At 31.9% G+C, this 15,020-nt stretch carries 10 protein-coding genes; 7 read left to right on the top strand and 3 right to left on the bottom strand.

Features of this window, described 5'->3' with window-relative positions; genetic code table 11:
* The first annotated feature begins 2 nt into the window (after nt 1-2).
* A complete protein-coding gene (locus LK994_RS10550) occupies nt 3-1,241 on the top strand; it encodes a site-specific integrase (RefSeq protein WP_229760042.1) in 1,239 nt (412 codons plus the stop codon).
* 17 nt (nt 1,242-1,258) lie between these two features.
* On the opposite strand, the gene LK994_RS10555 is transcribed toward LK994_RS10550, so the two are convergent.
* Complete coding sequence (locus LK994_RS10555; RefSeq protein ID WP_229760043.1) at nt 1,259-2,722, bottom strand: hypothetical protein; 1,464 nt, start codon at nt 2,720-2,722, stop codon at nt 1,259-1,261.
* A 491-nt stretch (nt 2,723-3,213) separates the two neighbouring features.
* Here LK994_RS10555 and LK994_RS10560 point away from each other — a divergent pair, with 491 nt between their 5' ends.
* Genes LK994_RS10560 through LK994_RS10575 form a run of 4 tightly spaced genes read left to right on the top strand, consistent with a single transcriptional unit; the run spans nt 3,214 to nt 7,245 of the window.
* Nucleotides 3,214-4,404, top strand: a complete 1,191-nt coding sequence (locus tag LK994_RS10560; RefSeq protein ID WP_229760044.1) for a DNA cytosine methyltransferase — start codon at nt 3,214-3,216, stop codon at nt 4,402-4,404.
* On the top strand, nt 4,401-4,946 hold the full coding sequence (locus LK994_RS10565) for a hypothetical protein (protein ID WP_229760045.1): 546 nt from the start codon (nt 4,401-4,403) through the stop codon (nt 4,944-4,946). The genes LK994_RS10560 and LK994_RS10565 overlap by 4 nt, the downstream gene beginning before the upstream one ends.
* Entirely contained in the window at nt 4,946-6,553 is a 1,608-nt protein-coding gene (locus LK994_RS10570; protein WP_229760046.1) for an endonuclease NucS domain-containing protein, read from the top strand. The genes LK994_RS10565 and LK994_RS10570 overlap by 1 nt, the downstream gene beginning before the upstream one ends.
* A gap of 29 nt (nt 6,554-6,582) precedes the next feature.
* On the top strand, nt 6,583-7,245 hold the full coding sequence (locus tag LK994_RS10575; protein ID WP_229760047.1) for a hypothetical protein: 663 nt from the start codon (nt 6,583-6,585) through the stop codon (nt 7,243-7,245).
* A gap of 310 nt (nt 7,246-7,555) precedes the next feature.
* Here LK994_RS10575 and LK994_RS10580 read toward each other — a convergent pair.
* Both LK994_RS10580 and LK994_RS10585 read right to left on the bottom strand, forming a co-directional pair.
* Nucleotides 7,556-8,904, bottom strand: a protein-coding gene (locus LK994_RS10580; protein WP_229759599.1) for an IS3 family transposase whose coding sequence is annotated in 2 segments (ribosomal slippage) — nt 7,556-8,566 and nt 8,569-8,904 — 1,347 coding nt in all. Because the reading frame shifts where the segments join, the coding sequence is not laid out codon by codon here.
* A gap of 322 nt (nt 8,905-9,226) precedes the next feature.
* Entirely contained in the window at nt 9,227-10,648 is a 1,422-nt protein-coding gene (locus tag LK994_RS10585; protein ID WP_229760048.1) for a glycoside hydrolase family 71/99-like protein, read from the bottom strand.
* An 815-nt stretch (nt 10,649-11,463) separates the two neighbouring features.
* Between LK994_RS10585 and LK994_RS10590 the strand changes: the two genes are divergently transcribed.
* Both LK994_RS10590 and LK994_RS10595 read left to right on the top strand, forming a co-directional pair.
* The gene (locus LK994_RS10590; protein ID WP_229760049.1) at nt 11,464-12,768 is read left to right on the top strand and encodes an IPT/TIG domain-containing protein; all 1,305 of its coding nucleotides are present in this window, start codon (nt 11,464-11,466) and stop codon (nt 12,766-12,768) included.
* 305 nt (nt 12,769-13,073) lie between these two features.
* Nucleotides 13,074-14,786 (top strand): DUF6377 domain-containing protein, encoded by a 1,713-nt coding sequence (locus LK994_RS10595; protein ID WP_229760050.1) that lies wholly within the window; start codon nt 13,074-13,076, stop codon nt 14,784-14,786.
* Nucleotides 14,787-15,020: the final 234 nt, after the last annotated feature.

Raw genomic sequence — 15,020 nt, forward strand, 5'->3', positions numbered from 1 at the left:
GTATGGAACTTACCTTTAAAATTGTTCTAGACAAAAGACACAAGAAAACAAATGAAACTTACCCCTTAAAACTTAGGGTATTTCAAAACAGAGCCTACAAAGAACGGAGTTTAAACATTGCTATTTCTGAAAATGATTGGGATTCCAATTTGCAAATGGTACTATCAACTAATGATAGCTACACAGCCTTAAATTCAAAATTGACATCTACTAAAGCAAAAGTTCAGAAACTTATCTTTTTAAGTGAAGATGCAGAAACCCTAACTACACCCGATGAAATCATTAAACGATTAAAGAACAAGGGGCAAAAGCAGGGAGGCAATATAAAGCCTTCAATTATACAGTATGGCAAAGATCATATTGAAAAATTAAAGGTTTCAGGTAGGATAGGAAGTGCAATAACTTATTCTTGTGGTATTAATAAACTAAAAGATTACGCTAAGACAGATAAGCTAACTTTTGAGTCAGTAGATTACAGATTTATTGAAAATTTCAATACTGCTCTATTAAAAGAAGGTATAAAAATCAACAGCATTGGTAACTATTTTAGGAGCATTCGAGCCTTATTCAACAAAGCTATTAAAGAAGGTGTTGTAGAAGCAAAATACTACCCATTTACGAGCTTTAAAATCAAAACAGAGAAGACTATCAGTAGAGCATTAACAAGTACTGAAATTAGCCAAATATTTGCTCTTGATTTACCTGTTAGGAGTACTATTTGGCATCATAGAAATCTATTTGCTTTGTCCTACTGTTTAATAGGAATTAACTTTTCTGATTTGTTAACTCTTACAAAGGAAAATTTTATTGATGGCAGAATAACCTTTAGAAGAAGTAAAACACATAAGATTTATAGTATTAAAATTCAACCAAAATCAAAGGATATTTTTGATTACTATTTTACTGAGTTTCCAGAAAGTAGTAAGGAGTTTTTACTTCCATTTGTCAAGAATTTCAACAATCCAATTACACTGAAAAAGGATATTTCACAAGCAATTAAAAATACCAATGATTATTTAAGAAAACTAGCCACTGAATGCAAAATAAGAAAGAATATAAGTACTTATTATGCAAGGTATAGTTGGGCTAATATAGCAAGAGAGCTAGGTTATCCTAAAGATATGATTGCAGAAGCTTTAGGGCATGAGTATGGGAATAAGATTACTGGCATTTATCTAGATAATTATAGTAATGAAATAATAGACAAGATGAATGATAGGGTTATAAGTTCTGTATTTTGATTAAAAAAGAGTAGGGGTTATAATGCCCCTACTTTGTTTTTATCTTGTTCCTTTTGCCAATATTCAATTGAAAATTGAGGAGCAGCACCAATAGATTTTCTTAACTCATCTTCCATAACTGACTTGACATAGTTTTCATTACCTAAAGTGGTTACTATGCTATCATGAATAGTAAATAATGGCAAATCAGGGTTTTCTTTGCTTATTCTTTTACAAACTCTTTCAAGAATTAAATAACTTTCTATTCTTTGAAGTACAACAGCTAGGTTTCTATAATTATCTTTTTTGATAAATTCAAAAAGCTTAGCAATTACAGGGAATTTCCTTTTGAATATTTGTGTTGCGGAATCCCTTTTTCTATTATAGCTTTTATTATCATCATCAAAAAGAAGTTGCAATACAATCTTTTTTACTTTATCTCTTTTTTCATTCTCTGTCTTACAAGAAGTTAAAACTCCCTCTTTTTCAAAAATTGGTATTAAGTATTCGTAAAAAGTACCATTTACCACATTTTTGATAAATTCTTCTTTTTGAATGTCCTTCTGGGTAAGGGTTTTAGAGGAATCTAGGAACTTAATGATATTATTTATTTCTTTCTTGTTTTTCCTTATTTCTATATACATTTCCTCACTAATCCTTTTCAAGGTTGGTTTTTGGGCTGTATCCACAGATTGCCAAAACTCTTTTTTGAGCAAGGCTGTACACATATATGGCTGACTATTTTTGATATCAATAGATACCAACTCTTGATCATCATAAGTTATAAATTTTCTAAGCCATTTAGGAATGTTGGTTAAATTAGTATGTAATCTTTTACCTGTTTCATCAATATGACAATAGTAATCTTTACAATTGATCCTATTTACAAGAATTTTGAAGTTTTTACAGCTTTCATTTAACTGATTAATTTCTTCAAGCTTTTTTGAACTACTAAATGAACAGCTATTTATCAATGCCATTTCATTTAGCTCATATTCATTAATAGCTTTATAAGCCTCTACTTCATCAATTTGAAGTTTTTGAGAATCTATCCATTTTACTAAATGTGGTAACTCTTTTTTGACTAAATTTATTTTGAAAGTATGCTTGGCTTTAATTTTCGTACATAAAGTAAAATCGGTTAGTGTGGCTTTCTTAAAATCTTGACCTCTATATTGGTCGGCGAGTCTATAACCCATACTGACTTTTTCAGGAATAAATTTCCCGTCACATTCTATGATACCAACTTTTTTCAGGTATTCAATATGGTTGTGATACTGGGGAATGAATTTTTCCAGAATTTTAGAATGTAATGGGACATAGCCATTGCTTTTACCTAATTTCTTTAGATGCTCATCATCGAGAGATGCTCTTCTTGTCATTATACAATGAATAATGTATAGTAAAGAGTCTTTCTTAAGTCCTTTTCTTTTTTCAAAAGGATTTGCTTTAATAATTGTTTCAATATCCAAGTTTACTGGACAGCATGCTTTAATAGCCATAATAATTTAGCTTTAAATTTTAAAAAATATGTTTCTTTACTCCCTTTGGAGTTGATGTAATCCAGAAACACATTCATTAAAATTCAGAACTCAAATATTACAGTTACCAAAATAGCATACTCTCTTAATTAGAGGAGTAAACGATAAAATTGGTGGGAAGTTTTAAAACTGTATCTGAATGTCATAATGCCTCTCCTTCACTTTACCTCATTGACCTAGTGCAAAGTTACGAAATATTGTATGTTGTATCCAAGAAAAATAAGGGCATTTGAAAAAATATTTTAACGTAATTAGTTAGTTTTTTAATAGACAATAATCAATTTAGTTATGATATTTTGTAAATGGGTCGTTTCTTAAAGCTATCCATAAAGTTTATTTGGATTTCCTTTTTTAAATATTGTGTTACAATTACTTGAATTTTTGCTTATATTAGCCACTAGCAAAATATTCAGGGTAATTAATTATTAACTGAATAAAATTATATAGACAAGATGAAAAATTATAAATTAATAGACCTTTTTAGTGGGGTGGGAGGTATTTCAACGGGTTTCCATTGGGCAGGATTTACTACTGTTTTTGCAAATGAATATGATAAAGAAATAGGAGAAGCTTATAAGGCAAATTTCCCAGATACAAAAACGATTATTGAAGATATCCGTAAGATTGATTTTGCCGAAGTAATGAAAGATCTTAAAATTAAAAGGGGGGATGTTGATGTAATCGCTGGTGGTCCCCCTTGCCAGGGGTTTTCAATGGCTAACCGTAAAAGAATAGAGCAAGATGAAAGAAATTTATTGTTTCTTGAATTTGTAAGAGCAGTAAAGGCATTTCAACCCAAATGTTTTTTAATTGAGAATGTTGTTGGAATGACTGCTGAAAAAGTTGCTATTAAAAGCTCTGAAAAGAATGTAGTTGACTCAATGACAGATTTTTTTCATGAAATAGGGTATCAAATTTCTTTTAAAAGTTTTAAGGCTGAAGAACATGGAGTCCCGCAGATAAGAAGAAGGGTAATTGTAATAGGAACTCGCTTAGAAAATAAATTTGATGATTTAAGATATCTAAGAATCGGTAACCTGAAAAAGGAATATTTATCAAAGGAAGAAATGTCAAAGAAAAAGGATATTCAACATACATTGTTTTTTGATGAAATTGATAAAGGGATTAAATATCCAACAACAGTGTGGGAATCTATAAGTGATTTGCCACAAATAGAGGCAGGTCAAGGAGAAGAAAAAATGGGGTATCTATCTAAGCCTAAAAATGAGTACCAAAAATTTCTTCGTAAGGGTTCAAAATTTGTCTATAATCATCTGAGTACTCCTCATAGTAAAGATGTTATTGAAAGAATTAAGTTAATTAAACAAGGGGAGAACTTTAATCATTTACCAACTGATTTGCAAACAAAATCAGTACATTCTGGTGCATTTGGTAGATTGGTAGCTGATTCATTATCACCTACAATTACTACTAGATTTGATACACCATCTACTGGTAGAGTTATACACCCTTTTTTAAATAGAACTTTAACTGTAAGGGAAGCTGCAAGAATTCAATCTTTTCCTGATGATTTTAAATTTATTGGATCTCGAACATCACAGGGAAAACAAGTAGGGAATGCAGTTCCTCCATTAGTTGCAAAAAAAATAGCTGAAATGTTCATTAAAGACTTTTTAACATGATACTTCAAATTAATCAAGAGGAGAAAGATAGGTGTTACCAATTTGCAGAGTCGATAATAGGAGGAGGGAATCAGTTTAACAGATTCAATCAAAATAGAACTGTGCAAGTACATAGAACTTACATAGGAAAATTAGCTGAATATGTTTTTCTACATTTCCTCCATTCTAATGGAATAGATTATGAAGAGGGAGATATGTTTGAAATTTTTGAAGGTGCTGAAAATGCCGATACTTATGATTTTGTTTTACCTAATGGAGAAACTATAGACATTAAAACTGCATCTCTACCATTTCATAGACGAATAATGATTCCTATTTCACAATTTCATTTAAGAAAGGATTATTATATCGGAATAAAATTAAATTTTGAGTCACTAAATAGAACAATTTTACCATTTTCAATTACAAATTGTGTTTTGTATGGCTATGTTCAAAGAGAAATTATGGAGCGACAGCCAACACAAAATTTTGGTGAAGGAGACTGTAAGGCATATGAGTTAAATCGACTGGTTGATATAGGTAACCTAATAAATATGTTTTAATGACTTTAGAAGATTATAAAATATGGTATACAATTGATGAGGGGCATTGGTATGTGAGTAAGGTTAAACAATATAAACCCAGTGCAATTCAGAAATTTGCAAAGGGTTTAGCGATTATTGCAAATGTAATTAATGCGGAGAAGGATTCAGAAATGTACAAAGGGTATTTTTTGTTTAAGCCCAAAGAAGAAAATAAACTCTTTCCTGAAGAAAAAAAAATATTGATAGACGAATATTCTGTATTATTTATTTGTTTGAATTTTTTATTGGAGAACTTATTAGATCAATCACATTTAGAAGCTACCAATTTTGAAAAATTTCAAGAATTTTCTACTATCCAGAGAGAGTTTTTAGAAGGGAAAAATTATGAATATTTCATTAATAAATATACTAAGAAATATCTAACAGATGAATTATCGGTTTACTATCGAAATTTTAAAAGCTGGTTAGGGAAATTTGGGTTTTATGGTGAATATGAAAATAAAACCGCGTTTATAACAGAAATGGGTTATGAATTAATTGAGAATAGAGGGAATTCGGAAAAATGCAGTGCTTTGTTCTCGCATCAAGTGAAAAAATTTCAACTTTGGAATCCTACTATTAAGGAGAAATATAGAGATTACAAAATTAGACCTTATTATTTACTCTTAGAAGTACTAGGAAAACTTCCTGATCGTTGGTTTTCTAAAATTGAGTATGCATTGTTTATTACAAAAATTAAGAGCCATAATGAAAGGATAATAGCAGATCAGATAGAATTTATTAAGCAATGGCGAGAACTATCCCCGGAAGAACAACAAAAATTTATTGATGAGCTTAATTTTATTGATAAAAAGAAGTTTAGGAGAAGACCTCGGACAAATTTTAATAGGTTATTGGATTCAGCGTCCAAAGAGATAGATTGTTATGGGTATGGAGGGTTGATTGAAAAAGGAGAAGGGTTATATCAAGGGAAATATATTTTGGCTGATTATGATAAAGCTATGAATGAGCTGAATCTTTTTTCTACTGGAGCAAGATTTATAGAATTTGAAAAAAAGTTAGACTGGATAGCTCATTTGGGTTCTAAACAAGGGCTTTCAATAGATGATATTTTAGATTTGTATTTGGCAAATGGGGTTTCACTAGAATTTATTAATGATGAGTTTAAAAACAATCAATCCTTAAAAGATTCAATTCAAGACAAGATTTATGAGAAAGAAATAGAAGAATACTATGTAAACAATATTAAAGAAATACATAAAGACCTAGAAGTACTTACTAAGCCAACCTATGGTCGACAATATAGCACTCATATTGGTCCAATTGATATTTTATGTTTTGATGTTATTACAAATGAGTATGTGATTTGTGAGTTAAAAAGAGGGCAAACAAGCGATGAAACTGTAGGGCAATTATTAAGATACATGGGCTGGGTGAAAAAGCATTTAGTTTTTGATGGAAAGAATGTTCGAGGAATTCTTGTTGGAGCTGATTTTAATGAAAAAATTGATTATTCGTTACTTGGAATGCAAAATAGTGAAGTTGATAAAATAATTGGAAAATTTAATCATCCATTTAATGATAATAATAGACCTCCTCAAATAAAAAAGCGTAATAAGAATTAAGAAATATAAAATTTGATCATTGTTTTTATATGAATAATAAAAATGTCATACCAACAATAAGAGAATACTTGGTTAGAAATGGGTGGGATGAAATTAATAGCAATTTGTATATTATTGATCAATTAAATTTGTCTATTAAGTTTAGCTCAGAAGGGCAATTTGATTTTTATGTAAACAATGAAATAGATAAATATCCTCCTTTGGATATTTATATGCATTCTTTGTCTGTTTTTAGTGATATTGAGACTTACAATAAAACTCTCAGGCTAATACAAATAATAAAAGATAGGGGATTTACAGTCGTTTATGATTCAGGTAGCTTTGAATGGAAAGATGACAACAATAAAATTATTGAAGAGAATATTAACGGTTATATTATTCAATCATTTGAAAAATATTATAATTATGCTTCAACTGGAATTAACTTATTTAGAATATTCAAGAAAAATGATATTGACATTGCTTTAATTTCAAAAGGTTATTTGGAAGTTTGTTATTTTTCTACCGATGGTTTTTTAGGGGGGGATGGCATGTTTAGCGGAGATGATATTCTTGAATCTATTTTGTTTGAATTAGCATTATTGCTAAATCCTCTGTTTTATCATGATAAAAATAAACATTGCCTTAATTTATCCCCTGCCACAAAAAATGAAATATATAAATTAAACAAAGATTATTTTGATAATTATTAATAATAAATTAAAATTTATGAAAAGCTCATTTTTATTTATTATATGTTTAGCAGTTGTTTTGGTTGGTAAAGCACAAAAAACTGATAGTGTAAATAGGGAGTATCATATCAAGTATGAAGTTTTAACTGTATGTCGTCAAATCAAAGTGAACTTTCTCTTAGAGAGTGTTTCGTGATTTAAAGATACTTTTTATTTTTAGTTTTATAGTGTACAGATGTATGTCGTCAAATCAAAGTGAACTTTCTCTTAGAGAGTGTTTCGTGATTTAAAGATACTTTTTATTTTTAGTTTTATAGTGTACAGATTAAAATTAAGATGCTATTTTTTGTCTTAAATAATTTTGCCTTCTTCTTTGAAGCGTTAGCATTTTTATTCTTTGCCTGTATTTAAAAATCTCTTCTTGCCTTCCGTAATAAACATCTGCCGGTGTGACATTCCCAAGAGACTCATGATAGCGTTCATGATTATAGTAGTGTACAAAAGCCGTTAATGATGCTTCCAGTTCTTCAGGGCAGTAGTAATTATCCAACTTAACAACGTTTTTCATTGACCGATGATAACGTTCAATTTTCCCTTGTGTTTGCGGATGATTGGGCCTGCCATGTAAAAGTTTCATTTTCTTGTTTTGTAAAAAGATTTTGAGTTCTGATGCGATATAGCAAGCTCCATTGTCCGATAATAACTTTGGCCTGAACTCATTTGGCAACTCTGAAGCCTCCAGGGCTCTATTAACTGTTCGTTGTACATCCTCTGTTTTCATTGTCTTACAGAGTTCCCAATGAACAATAAAACGGCTGTAATCATCCAGTACTGTACTCAGATAATACCATCCCCATCCCAATATCTTGAAGTAAGTAAAATCTGTTTGCCACATTTCATGAACAAAGCAGGTCTTTTGACTAAATTCATTTCCTGCTGCTAACAAAATATGTGAAGGGCTGGTGATTAACCCTTTGGCCTTCAAAATCCGGTACACGCTGGATTCTGATATGAATATTCCTTTTACATCACTGAGTTTACAGGATAATTCTCTGGGTGATAACTCGGCATATTCCAGCGCAATCTCCACTACAAGATTCTTTTCAGACTGTGGTATCGTATTCCAGCGTTGCCGGGTAGCACGTTTTGATTCAAGGCCATTAGCACCCTTATCCAAATAAGCTTTGTACCAATTGTAAAACGTACTCTTGTTGATCCCCAACTGTACCAAAGTTCTGTTTACTCCCAGTTCTGAACGTTCAACCAATTGAATGATTTCCTCCTTTTCTGCTACTGATAATCTCATACGACGTTGATATTTTTCGCTTACTCCAAGATGGTTAAGCTTTTTTTTACAATGTCATAGCGGAGCATCAGATCAGCTACCATTTCTTTTAACCTTTGATTCTCTTTACGTAGTTCAGTTACTTCGTCACTAGTAGCTTCACGAGTAGTATCACCATTAAGGCGTTTCTTACCTGCTTCCATGAACTCTTTATTCCATTTGTAAAACAATGCCTGGTTAATCCCATGTTTACGACATATCTCTGCGGTAGAGCTTTCACCTCGTAGTGCTTCCATAACTATAAGGATCTTTTGTTCGGAGGTGAACAATCGCCTAGTCCTGCGACGGATGTCTTTAATGAAGTTTTCTGTGGACTGTTTTTGTTTCTTTTCCATGTTATTCTATTTTAATGATGAACAATGGAAATACTCTCTAAAATTAACTTATTTTTAGTCCAGTTTTAGCTGACGATTTACAAATAGAAGTATTATATTAATTTCACTATTATAATATGAAGTAGGTGTTTTGAATTGACCAATACAGTGTTTATAACACTAGTTTTACATCGAAGGAAATTTGAAGAGATATAATTAATTGATTTTAACTCAGGTATTAAAAATAGTAACGACCCTAACTCGGTCACAAAGAACAAAAAAGGGGTTTCATATATATAAAACCCCTTTTTTGTTCTTTGTAAATTATTTTCATCAATACAAATTATTGCAATGTTGCCAACAAAGCTTTTGCTTTGGTCATTTGTAATGATACTATGTAATAATATACCTGATTTAATTTGGCCAAAGCTGTAGCATTACCTGCATAGCTTTTACGTAGTTGATATAATGTATAAACAGCTTCAAGATCGGCTTGCGCTAAACTTGTTACTCCTAATGTTTGTTGTAATGTAGTTAAAAGAGAATAGCCAAATCCTCCATCAGCTGTGGTAGTGGGTTCAATCATCGTGCCTTCTCCATAGTCATTCCAGGTAGGCAATTGGATGTATTGATCAGCTTGTTGTATTGCAAGGTTAAGTGTAGTTTGAAAATTTGATGTTCCGTTTGCAGCTATGACCCATGTAGGATTTCCTACATTAGACCAGCCTGTTCCGCCTAATGCATAATAACTGTTAAAGCCGGGGTAAGCAGCCGTCATTTTCATTCCCGGACTAGTTGCATAAAATTGGTTTAGTCTTGTTGTATTACTGCTTTCTACCCATGCAAATTGTCCGTTACTTGCAGTTCCTCCTCCCGTATTAAACATATAGGTAAGGAAAGTTGGTTTAGGAGAAAGTGAAGTGAAAACACTATTCCAATTTGTACTGCCAGTTATAGTTCTTGGACCAAATACCAGCAACAATGGCGAGCCATTTATTTTTTCATAATTGGATTTCGAAAAATAGTTTGTTTGGGCATAAGCCATATCGCTTTGTGCTTGTGTAATTTGATTAGTGGCGCTGCTTACTGTAAAGTCTTCATATACTAATGCAAAAGAAAGTCCGGCTTTGGCGAGTCTTGATACGATCGTACTCGTATTCCGTTCTAACATAGGGAAATCGAATTTGGAACTTGAACCATACCAATCAATTAAAATCCCATCAATACCACTAAGTTTCATTAATAATAATTGGTAATCAATTATAGTTGTATCATTTGATGCATATGGACCTGTTAAGGGATAATAATGTGATGCTATTGTGGTTGGCGGGGATACAGCGGCATTCATTGTCCAATGCTGTCCCCATGAGCCGGGGTTTAAAGTGTTAGACGTTGGAGTTTCAAACCAAGGCATTACATGTGCAAATACCTTTTTGGTAGATGTTTTTGCGACAGAAACAGGAGACAGGGGAATAACATTACCACTAAAAAGCGGAGGAACTACTGAACATAAATTAAACCAAGCTGAGTTCTTATATAATTCAATACATGTTGAATCTGTATTATAAATTACCATACCCGCCACCGGATTTTGAATAGCATTTCGGGCAGTAGTGTTCATTCTCGGAGGAAGAAAAGCTTTGTCGTTTGATGTAAGATCTAATATACTGGAGGCATTGGGCGTATTAGTTCCAATACCTATTTGCGCAATAGCAGATAAAATTAAAGAACTAAGTAAGCATGTGGTAAGGATGAATTTTTTCATTTTGCAATTTAATCATGAGTGAAATTAATATGGTTCCCCATATAGATGTTATTGCTTTATATTTCAAAGCAGAACGATACAATAACGTTAAATAGAAGCAATAGTGGTAAGTGTGTGATCAGATATGAACCTCCTAAAGTTTTTGCTGATTGGTTCGGAGATCATTTTATAAATCTTTTTAAAAATTTACGCTGTAAAATTAATGCATTCTCATCAAAATTCTTACCGACACTTGATGTTTACTGCTAATTTATTTTTATTAGTAAATTTCTGTTGTACTGGGCGGTAAGCATTTTTAAATACCCCAAAAAAAATTTAATAAAATTATAGTTCAGAAAAGGCGGTGTTGTTTTAAACACCAGGCTTTTAAAAAGGCAAATATTGACAAAAAATATTTTGTTCGATAGCAAAAGATTTCTATCAGGTATTTTATAAGCGACATTTTATTGAAATTTTGAGCTTTTTGTTATATATAAATATTGTTAATTTGTTTTTAGGTAATTGATAATCATTTTGTTATAAAAAAATAAATCAATTTTTTTAAAATATTTACTAAGTCTATATATGTAGACGTTCCTTTAGCTACTCTGTTTCTATAAATTTGTTAAGGGTACGTACGATAGTAATAACGATTGTCATTAATTTATTTCAGGTAATAGTTTTTCGCAGGATTCAAAACAGGCAAGTGAAGATAGGTCTTACTGCATGACTATATGTAAAGATTACACACCTTTAATAATACCCACGATTGTTGATCTCATATTTTATTTGTTTAATAATCAATAAAGCTTTTGCCAAAAACTAAAATTGCCATCATGAAAAAAATCATTTTTACCACGTTATTTTTCAGTTTATTCGTTGTATCAGTATTTGCGCAAGTAGGTATTGGAACTAATACGCCCAATGCCTCCAGCGTATTGGATTTAACGTCTACCAGTAAGGCTTTTCTTCCGCCGAGAATGAACACCGCTGCACGTGATGCTATTCAAAGTCCGGTGGCGGGTATGGTAATATTTAATACTACCACCAATTGTATTGAGTTATACAGAGGTTCTGGCTGGTATAATATGTGTACAGGTGGAACAGCGCTTTTACCTACCATTACTTCATTTACACCTTCAAGTGGACCGGTAGGCACTTCGGTAACAATTACCGGTACCAATTTAACTAGTGCAACTGTAAAGTTTAATAATACAACAGCAAGTGTATCTGTTAATACAGCAACATCAATAACCTGTACAGTGCCAAGCGGGGCAACTACAGGAAATATTACAGCCACGACAACTGATGGAACGGCCACCAGTGCGTCTGTATTTACTGTTACAGGCGGAGTACTTACTTCAAATGAAGTTGCAAAATCTAACCTAATAGCACATTGGAGGTTTGATGACTCTAAAATTGAAGATACTTCAGGTGTTCTTCCTTTTTCATCGACAGGCACGCAGGCCTATGTAACCGGGAAAATAGGGAAGGCGCTACAGTTTACCGGAGCTCAATTGATTTATCCAACCATCGCTAAAATAAATAATGCCACAGCTTTGCAAAATGGATTTACATTAAGCATGTGGGTTCAATTGCCAAGTAACACAACTAATTACTCACCATTATGGCAGGTAAATGGAAATATCGGAGATATCTTCGGTCTTGTTGGTTTAGCTTTCCGCAAGAATGGTGATGTTTTTGATTTTGATGGAGCACTTACACATGTAAATGGAACTGGTACACATTCAACAGGTTTCGGAGCACATCTTGAAGGTAGTTCATTCTCATTTGCTAGTGCAACTTGGGCATTTATTACAATGACTTACGATGATGCAACTAGAAAAATCTCTTATTATGGTAATGGGACCAAAATTGGTGAGAAAGCAGTTGATGTAAGTGTTATCCCTGCTCTTGAAAAATTTGAATTGGTAACAACGGCTTCAAATCCGGGAGTATCTATCAGCCAGGTTAGTTTTGGCGCATTAAATACCAACCCTCCGTTTACAACTGGTCCTGCTCCTGCAAGCTGGCAAAATTCAAATTTAACAGGGGTAGTTGATGATGTAAGATTATTCAACAAAGCTTTAAGTGGAACCGAAATATCGGATTTATATACAAGAGGTTCTGCCGGAAATTAATACACTAAAACTCCAAGCAATGATTAAGGCCGCTACTCAAAAGGTAGTGGCTTTTTTCATTTAATGCTTAATTAATGTATACAAAAATGTGTATAGAAAACACAATTTTATATTATTAAAAATAAATATATAATTACTGTTATTTAAATGATAATCAATGTTTTAATAATTATATATTTATTTATTTAATTTAAATGATTTTAATTTATTATCTTAGGGATGTTAAACTATTATCCTGAAGGTCTTAAGCAGCTCATAATGCTTTTCTTGAATCATGTAGGGAGTAATATAAAAGAAAACGTTGTATGCTTAAACCTATTCTAATCGGATCTATTTTCCTTTTTTTTTCTGTCGTTTGCTTTTCTCAATCAACTGCTAACTATAGTTTTACCGAATTAGATAATACCATCGAGAATGCTGCCAAGTACGATAAAGTAATAACAAAATCGATCAATGACCTACAGGCAAAAATACGTTCCTTGGCAAAAGATGATCTGTTAAGCGAATATGAGTTAAGCCATCAACTATATAACTATTATAAAGTTTACAAATACGATTCAGCTTATGAGTATGCCTGTCGCTGCCAAAGAATTGCTTACAAACTAAATGATCCTAAAAAAATTGCCTATTCAAGTATCACATTGAGTTTTACATTGTTGTCATCTGGTTTATTTAAAGAAACAGCAGATTCTCTGAGAGTCATCAATATAAATGGCTTGGATGATAGTATTAAGACAGAGTACTACGCTTTACGGGCAAGATATTATTATGATCTTGCCGATTATGCCAAAGACAATTATTATACACTTACTTACAATAAGATAGGAGGCAATTACCTGGATTCAGCTTTAGCGCTGTATCCTAAAACTTCTTTTTCATATCTGTATTACAAAGGATTGAAAGACATCAGGTTGGGTAATATGGCGGAAGCAAAAGATAATTTTACCAAGTTGGTAGCTAGTAGTGGGTTAAGTGAACATGAGTTTGCACTAACTGCTTCTACACTCAGTGATATTTATATTCAAAGCGGAAGTATAGATTCTGCTATTTCTTTGTTGATCAATGCTGCTATCGCAGATATTAAATCTTCCACAAAGGAAACCTCCGCCATGTATAATCTGGCCCAGTTGTTATATAAGAAGGGGGATATTAAAAAAGCGTCACAATTTATTGAATATGCCATTAATGATGCCTCATTTTATGGAGCTCGCCAGCGTAAAGTTCAATTGATTGCGATATTGCCACTGATAGAGGCAGAAAAAATAAACCAGGTGGAATCTCAGAAAAAAGTGCTCATTGGTTATTCTGTTGTGATGACAATTCTTTTGATCGCTGTTATTTTCCTTGCCTATACTGTTTATAAACAAGTAGCCAAATTAAAACTTGCCCAAAAGATCATTTCTGAGGCTCATCAAAAAGAGCATGAAATAAATCAGCAACTGGCTGAGACAAATAAAAAACTTTCTGAAATGCATGTGAAGGAACAGGAAATAAATGAGGCATTGGCTGAAAGTAATGATAAATTGTCTGATGCCAATCATAAATTATCTGAGGCCAATAAGATCAAAGAAGAATACATAGGTTACTTTTTTAATGCCAATTCAGAATTCTTTAATCGGATCGAACGTTTTAAACGCTCTATCGAACAAAAAGTAATGGATAGGAAATTAGATGAGATAAAATTCCTGGTTAATCAAATTAATCTCCGCAAAGAAAAAGAAGATCTGCTGAAAAATTTTGATAAGGCATTTTTAAAACTATTTCCGCACTTTGTAGAGGAATTCAACATGCTGTTTAAGCCGGAAGACAGAATTCAGCTAAAAGATGGTGAAATACTGAATACAGATTTGAGGATTTTTGCCCTGATAAGAATGGGTATCAACGATATGGGTAAAATATCTCAGATATTAGAGTACTCCGTTAACACGATCAACACCTATAAAACTAAGATCAAGAATAAATCAATAGTACAAAACGATGAATTTGTAGATAAAATAATGCAAATTGAATCAAATTAACCATTTCTGACTACTAGAGGTAGTGTTATTTTTAAAATATGATTATATATATAAATATTTTAAAATGCATTGTATCTTATTGATTATCAATTCATATAAAATCAAATATTCCTTTTTGCTCAATAATTATTGATATTTTGATTATATAACTTGGCTACAGGTTATTATTATATTTCCTTTGACTTGCATATTGAAAATGAACGAATTGCTTAGCTGATATATTGTTGAAATATA

It is taken from the genome of Ferruginibacter lapsinanis (assembly GCF_020783315.1).
Classification (GTDB): domain Bacteria; phylum Bacteroidota; class Bacteroidia; order Chitinophagales; family Chitinophagaceae; genus Ferruginibacter; species Ferruginibacter lapsinanis.